Source organism: Paraconexibacter sp., assembly GCF_041602235.1.
Classification (GTDB): Bacteria; Actinomycetota; Thermoleophilia; order Solirubrobacterales; family Solirubrobacteraceae; genus Paraconexibacter.
The window spans coordinates 1-5,930 of record NZ_JBFIGP010000238.1 but is presented as its reverse complement, the minus strand read 5'-3'; the positions used below and the strand labels follow the sequence as shown (position 1 = coordinate 5,930).

General features: G+C 73.3%; 5 protein-coding genes. 2 read left to right on the top strand and 3 right to left on the bottom strand.

Features of this window, described 5'->3' with window-relative positions:
• Positions 1–165: 165 nt before the first annotated feature.
• Both ABYE80_RS15980 and ABYE80_RS15975 read left to right on the top strand, forming a co-directional pair.
• On the top strand, positions 166–1,092 hold the full coding sequence (locus tag ABYE80_RS15980; protein WP_372791300.1) for a hydroxymethylglutaryl-CoA lyase: 927 nt from the start codon (positions 166–168) through the stop codon (positions 1,090–1,092).
• Between the two features lie 44 nt (positions 1,093–1,136).
• Entirely contained in the window at positions 1,137–2,075 is a 939-nt protein-coding gene (locus ABYE80_RS15975; protein ID WP_372791299.1) for a hypothetical protein, read from the top strand.
• A gap of 4 nt (positions 2,076–2,079) precedes the next feature.
• Here ABYE80_RS15975 and ABYE80_RS15970 read toward each other — a convergent pair whose 3' ends face one another.
• Genes ABYE80_RS15970 through ABYE80_RS15960 form a run of 3 tightly spaced genes read right to left on the bottom strand, consistent with a single transcriptional unit; the run spans position 2,080 to position 5,674 of the window.
• Positions 2,080–4,080, bottom strand: a complete 2,001-nt coding sequence (locus ABYE80_RS15970) for an acetoacetate--CoA ligase (protein ID WP_372791298.1) — start codon at positions 4,078–4,080, stop codon at positions 2,080–2,082.
• Positions 4,081–4,084: 4 nt separating this feature from the next.
• Positions 4,085–4,786, bottom strand: a complete 702-nt coding sequence (locus tag ABYE80_RS15965; protein WP_372791297.1) for a DUF4389 domain-containing protein — start codon at positions 4,784–4,786, stop codon at positions 4,085–4,087.
• Positions 4,787–4,828: 42 nt separating this feature from the next.
• A complete protein-coding gene (locus ABYE80_RS15960) occupies positions 4,829–5,674 on the bottom strand; it encodes a hypothetical protein (RefSeq protein WP_372791296.1) in 846 nt (281 codons plus the stop codon).
• Positions 5,675–5,930: the final 256 nt, after the last annotated feature.

Here is a 5,930-nt window from a genome sequence, read left to right as displayed (position 1 = left end):
GCGGTGGCGGATCAAGCTGCCCAAGCGGATCTCCCGCACCACGGATCTGATGGGCTTCGACGTCGTCTACAGCAACGCGTACTCGTCGTTCGAGATCGGGGCGAAGGTCGGGAAGACCGTGCCGACGAAGAAGAAGAAGTCCTCGACGTCGAAGAGCCGCAAGCGATGAGCGCCGGCACGCTGCCGGCCCGCGTCGAGATCCGCGAGGTCGGACCGCGCGACGGCTTCCAGAACGAGCCCGAGGTGATCGCGACGGCGGACAAGATCCGCTTGATCGACCAGCTGATGCGGACAGGGCTGCGGCGCATCGAGGTGACCTCGTTCGTCCGGCCCGACGTGCTGCCGCAACTCGCCGACAACACCGAGGTGCTGGCCGGTATCGACCCGCCGGCCGGGGTCTCCCGCAGCGTGCTGATCCCCAACGAGCGCGGGCTGGACAACGCCCTCGCGGTCGCGGAGCTCTTCGACGAGTGCGGCGTGTTCCTCTCGGCGTCCGAGACGCACAACAAGAGAAACGTCAACCGCACGATCGCCGAGTCGCTCGAGGGGCTGAAGGCCGTGATCCCGCGGGCGCTGGAGGCCGGCAAGAAGGTCGAGGCGGTCATCGCCACGAGCTTCGGTTGCCCGTACGAGGGGCACGTGCCGCAGGAGCGCGTCCTGGAGCTCGCGGTCGCCCTGCGCGACGCGGGCGCGACCGAGCTCGGCTTCGGCGACACGACGGGGATGGCCAACCCGCTGCAGGTGCGCGGCTTCTTCGCCGCCGCCCGCGAGGCGCTCGGCCCGGAGGTCGAGGTGACCGCACACTTCCACAACACCCGCGGGCAGGGCCTCGCCAACGCGCTGGCCGCCCTCGAGGCCGGGTGCACGAGCTTCGAGTCGAGCTTCGGCGAGCTCGGCGGCTGCCCGGTGCCCAAGGGCGCGACCGGCAACATCGCCAGCGAGGACCTCATCTCGATGCTGCACGAGATGGGCGTGGACACCGGTATCGACCTCGGCAAGCTCCTGGACTGCTCCCGGGCGGTGGCCGAGGTGCTGGGGCGTCCGCTCGGGAGTCACACGCTGGTCGCCGGCCCGGTCGACTGGCACCGCTGAGCGGTCCTCCGGGACCCGTCGGCGGGCGTCGATAGCCTCGCGCCGTGCCGGGTTTCCTGACGATCCAGCCGTTCCGCGGCGATCAGGTCGCCGCGGGGGCGGTGGCGCTCACCGTGCTCGTCGGCGTGCTCGACCTGCGCCTGCGCGGCGAGGTCGGCGACGCCGGCCGGCTGGCCATCGTCGCGGTGGCGGTCGCGTTCGTCTCGACCCTCGCCTGGCGCTCGCCCTGGGAGGCGTCCAGTCCGCGCGGCTACCAGGTGGCGCTGATCGTCTGCGCCTGGGCGCTGTCCCTCCTGACGGCCCTGGAGGTCGCGGCCCTGCTCGACGCCGAGGCCGATGCGACGACGGTGACCTGGATCGCCGCGGCGACGACGGCGGTCGCCGCCGCGTGGGCCCGTGCGCGCGACACCGCGACGCTGACCCTGTTGGCGAGCCTCGCCGGGCTCGTGACGGTGGTGGCCGGGGCGCAGGCACTCGGCGACCCGTCCGACACCACCATCCGCTGGCTGCTCTTCCTCGCGGCGATCGTGCTCGCCCTCGCCGCCCTGGCCCGCCGCGATCGCCGCCCGCAGCACGCGGCGCAGATGGCCAACGCGGGCGGCCTCGCGGTCGCCGCGATCCTCGTCTCGGGCTTCCCGGACGTCTTCGCGGTCCTCGCCGCGCTCGGTGAGCCGGACGAGGTCGCGGGCGCACTGGGGACGGGTTGGGAGCTCGTGGGCCTCGCCGCCGGGTTCGGGCTCGTCGCCTACGGCGCCGTGGACGAGCACAGGGGACCGACGGCGGTCGGCGTGCTCGTGCTGGTGCTGTGGACGGTGGGCACGGGCAGCGCAGGAGGCCTCGTCGGGTGGCCGCTGCTGCTGGCGCTCGCCGCCGGCTTCCTGCTCACGGTCGGGCTGCGGCCGAGCACGCCGCTGCCGCCACCGCCCGGCCCGCCGGACCTGCCGGACGAGCCGCTGCCGCTGCCCTGGCGCGAGCGGCGCTGACCCCTCAGGTGCCCAGGGCGGCTGCGAACTCCGCGAACCAGTCCAGGGCGGCCGGGTTGGCCAGCGAGTCCCGGCTGGCGGCTCGCTCGACGGGCTGACCCATCAGGATCCGCTTCACCGGGATCTCCAGGATCTTCCCGCTCAGCGTGCGCGGGATCTCGGCGATCGCGTGGACCTCGTTGGGGACGTGGCGCGGGGAGCAGTCCTCGCGGACGCGCCGGGCGATCCTGGCGACGAGATCGTCGTCGAGCGTGGCCCCCGGTCGCAGCACGACGAAGAGCGGCATCCAGCCGTCGGGGTAGCCCTCGCGACCCGTCACGTCGACGACCAGGGCGTCCACGATCTCGTCCACCGCCAGGACGGCACGGTAGATCTCGCTGGTGCCCATGCGGATGCCGCCGCGGTTGATCGTCGAGTCGCTGCGCCCGTAGATGATCGCCGTCCCGCGGTCGGTGATCTCGATCCAGTCGCCGTGTCGCCAGACGGGCGGCGTGACGTCGAAGTGCTCGAAGTAGCTCTCGCGGTACCGGGAGCCGTCCTCGTCGCCCCAGAAGCCGACGGGCATCGACGGCATCGGCTGCGTGATCACGAGCTCGCCGACCGCCCCGATCTGCGGGTGGCCGTCCTCGTCCCAGCTCTGGACGTCGCAGCCCAGCGAGCGGGCCTGCAGTTCACCGAGGTGCACCGGCAGCGTCGGGACGCCCCCCACGAACGCGGTGCAGACGTCGGTGCCGCCGCTCGTCGAGAACAGCCACGTGTCCTGCCCGACGTGGTCGTACACCCACTGGAAGCCCTCCGGCGACAGGGGCGAGCCGGTCGACCCGACCGCGGTCAGCGCCGACAGGTCGCGGCCCTCGGCCGGCTCGACGCCCGCCTTCATGCAGCTCATGAGGAACGCGGCGCCGGTCCCGAACGTGGTGACGCCCGCGCGTTCGGCGAGGTCCCACAGCGTGTCGAGGTCGGGATGGCCGGGGTTGCCGTCGAAGAGGACGATCGACGCCGGGGTCAGCAGCACCCCGACGAGGAAGTTCCACATCATCCAGCCGGTGGTCGTGAACCACAGGACGCGGTCGCCCGCCTGCGCGTCGAGGTGCAGGTGCTGCTTCTTGAGCAGCTCGAGCAGGATGCCGCCCTGGCCCTGCACGATCGGCTTGGGGAGACCGGTGGTGCCGGAGCTGTAGAGCACCCACAGCGGATGATCGAACGGGACCCGGGTGAACGCGAGCTCGGTCCCGGTGGGACCGAACGCCTGCTCCCACGGCTGCGCGTCCCGCAGGGGCTCCAGGTCGGGATCGGCCGCGAGGTACGGGAGCACGACGGTGTGCTGCACGGTCGGCAGCTCTGCCTGCAGCCCGGCCAGCGTCTGGATGCGGTCGAAGTCGCGCCCGCCGTAGCGGTACCCGTCGACCGCCAGCAGCACGGTCGGCGAGATCTGGGCGAAGCGGTCGACGACCGAGCGCGCCCCGAAGTCGGGGGAGCACGAGGACCACGTCGCCCCGATCGACGCGCAGGCGAGGAAGGCCGCGACCGTCTCGGGGATGTTGGGGAGGTAGGCGACCACCCGGTCGCCCTCGCCGACGCCCAGCGCGCGCAGGCCGGCGGCGATGCGCGTGGTCTGCTCGCGCAGCTCCGCCCAGGTCCATGCGTCGAGGTCCCGCAGCTCCGACGCGTGCTGCAGCGCCAGGGCGTCGGGGTCCCGGTCGCGGAAGACGTGCTCGGCGAAGTTCACGCGGGCGTTGGGGAACCACTGCGCGCCCGGCATCTCGCGCGTCCCGAGCACCGGCTCCGCCGAGCCGTCGGCCTGGACCGCGAAGTACTCCCAGATCGACGCCCAGAACGTGTCCAGCTCGTCGACGGACCACTGCCAGAGGGCTGCGTAGTCGCCGACCTCGACGCCGTGGCGCTCGCGGACCCACGTGGCGTAGCGGGTCAGCTCGGCGGAGGCGATGCGCTCCTCGGACGGGGACCAGAGGGCAGGGGGCGCTCCAGCGCGCTCAGCGGCCACCGCGTCAGCTCAGCGGGTCGCCGCTGGTGAACGAGCCACCGGACGGCGCCTCGGGCGCCTTCGGGGGCGGGGCGGTCTGCTGCGGCGTGCTCTGGGGCGGCAGCGTCCCGGCAGGCGGGACGCCGGCGCCCACCTGGGTGGACTCGCTGAACGGCGGCCAGGTCTCCGTGAGCAGCATGTAGTAGCCGTAGGCCTTCACGTTGTAGCCGAGCCCGAGCAGGATCGCGCTGTGCAGCCCGTCGTTCTGCTTGCCGGTCACGACGATCCAGAACCAGGAGATCACCGAGGCGACCATCTGGACGATCTGCAGGGCGTAGGCGATCACGTACACCGGGATCAGGAGGATGATCCGCAGCAGGGTCTTGATCCGGTCGTACTGCTCGAGGGCCGGGGCGACCTGCACCTGGATCGGGTAGTCCGCGTCCTCGCCGAGCGAGAAGGGCGGGTAGGCGTCGGTGGCGAGGCTGATGTAGCCGTTGACGCGACCGAGGTAGCGGAGGAACCCGGCGTTGAAGCCGTACAGGCCTGCGGGGTAGCGCCCGGTGAAGACGATGGCGAACCAGGCGGCGACGACCGCGAAGAACGCGCCGATGCCGACGAACGCCGCCATGAAGAAGTGGGGGAACGCCAGCAGGTAGCGGAAGAACGTCGTGAGCCGGCTGCGAGGCTCGACGAACGGGACGGAGTAGCTGATCGGGTAGGCCACGGCGGACTCCAGGGCAGGGGGTGGAGCCCTCCTTCTACACGATCAGCCGGTCACCGTCAGCGTCGAGCTCATCCCGGCGCTCGCGTGGACCACGGGAGCCTGCAGCGTGCAGAACAACCGGTAGGTGCCCGGCCGCAGCTGCACGGTGGCGGTGCGCGCTCGTCCCGGCGCCGTGCGCTCCAGGTAGGCGGCGACCGAGTCGTCCTCGAGCCGGACGACGCGCAGGTCGTGGTCGTCCTCGCCCTCGTTCTGCAACTGCAGCCTCACGGTGCCGGCCGCCAGGCTGCCGCGCGAGAGCGTGGCGCGGTAGGCCGGGGTCTCCGAGACCCGCACGCCGAGCGCGCCGATCGCCGGCGGGGCGGCCACGGGGGCGTCCGTGGGCGCGGCGGGCGTGAGGGCGGCGAAGCCCTCGGTCGGCGGGGGCGCCGGGACGTCGGCCGGGGTCGTGAGCACCCCGCCGGTGGACACCGGGGGGCTCGGAGCGGGCGCGGTGGCCGGCGCGCTGCCGGTGAGCGGCGCGCGGCCCGGGATGCGCCCCTCCACCAAGGCCATGGGAGCGTGACGGCGGGCGCTCTCGCGCAGCACGCGGACCCGGCTGCTGCGCGCCCGCACCCGGGCGGCACGCCGCCGCGCCGTAGATCTCGCGGACCGGGCCGTACGCCGGACCGCCGAGCGCCGCGCGGTGCGCAGCTTCACCGCCCGGCGCTTGGCGACCTGGCCCGGGGTCGGCTTGGCGGCACGGTGCTTGCCGGCGGTCGCGTCCCGGGAGGCGGTCGGTGCGCCGTCGGCGGGCGCAGCCGCGCACATCAGGGCTCCCGCGACGAGGAGCGCGAGCGGCAGCGGGCGGGAACGGGCGGGACGGGACGGCAGCATCACTGGCGAGGGCATCGGGCACCGACCGGGCCTCCTCGCGCGACGCGGGTGCGGTCTGGACGTTCGTCCAGGGGCGCGGACCGCCCGACCTGGACGTTCGTCCTAGGTGGCGACGGCGGGCGGAGCCGCAGCCAGTTCGCGGTCCAGCGCCATGACCAGGGCCAGCGCGAACTCCAGGCAGCCGGCCATCGCCTCGGGGTCCACGTGCTCCGCCGTGTCGCGCTCGGTCCCGGCGTGGGGCGCGAGGTCCTGCGCGTCACGGCACCCGATC

Coding starts and splice junctions, on each gene's coding strand:
- ABYE80_RS15980 (WP_372791300.1), top strand. CDS start 166: ATGAGCGCCGGCACGCTGCCGGCCCGCGTCGAGATCCGCGAGGTCGGA.
- ABYE80_RS15960 (WP_372791296.1), bottom strand. CDS start 5,674: ATGCCCTCGCCAGTGATGCTGCCGTCCCGTCCCGCCCGTTCCCGCCCG.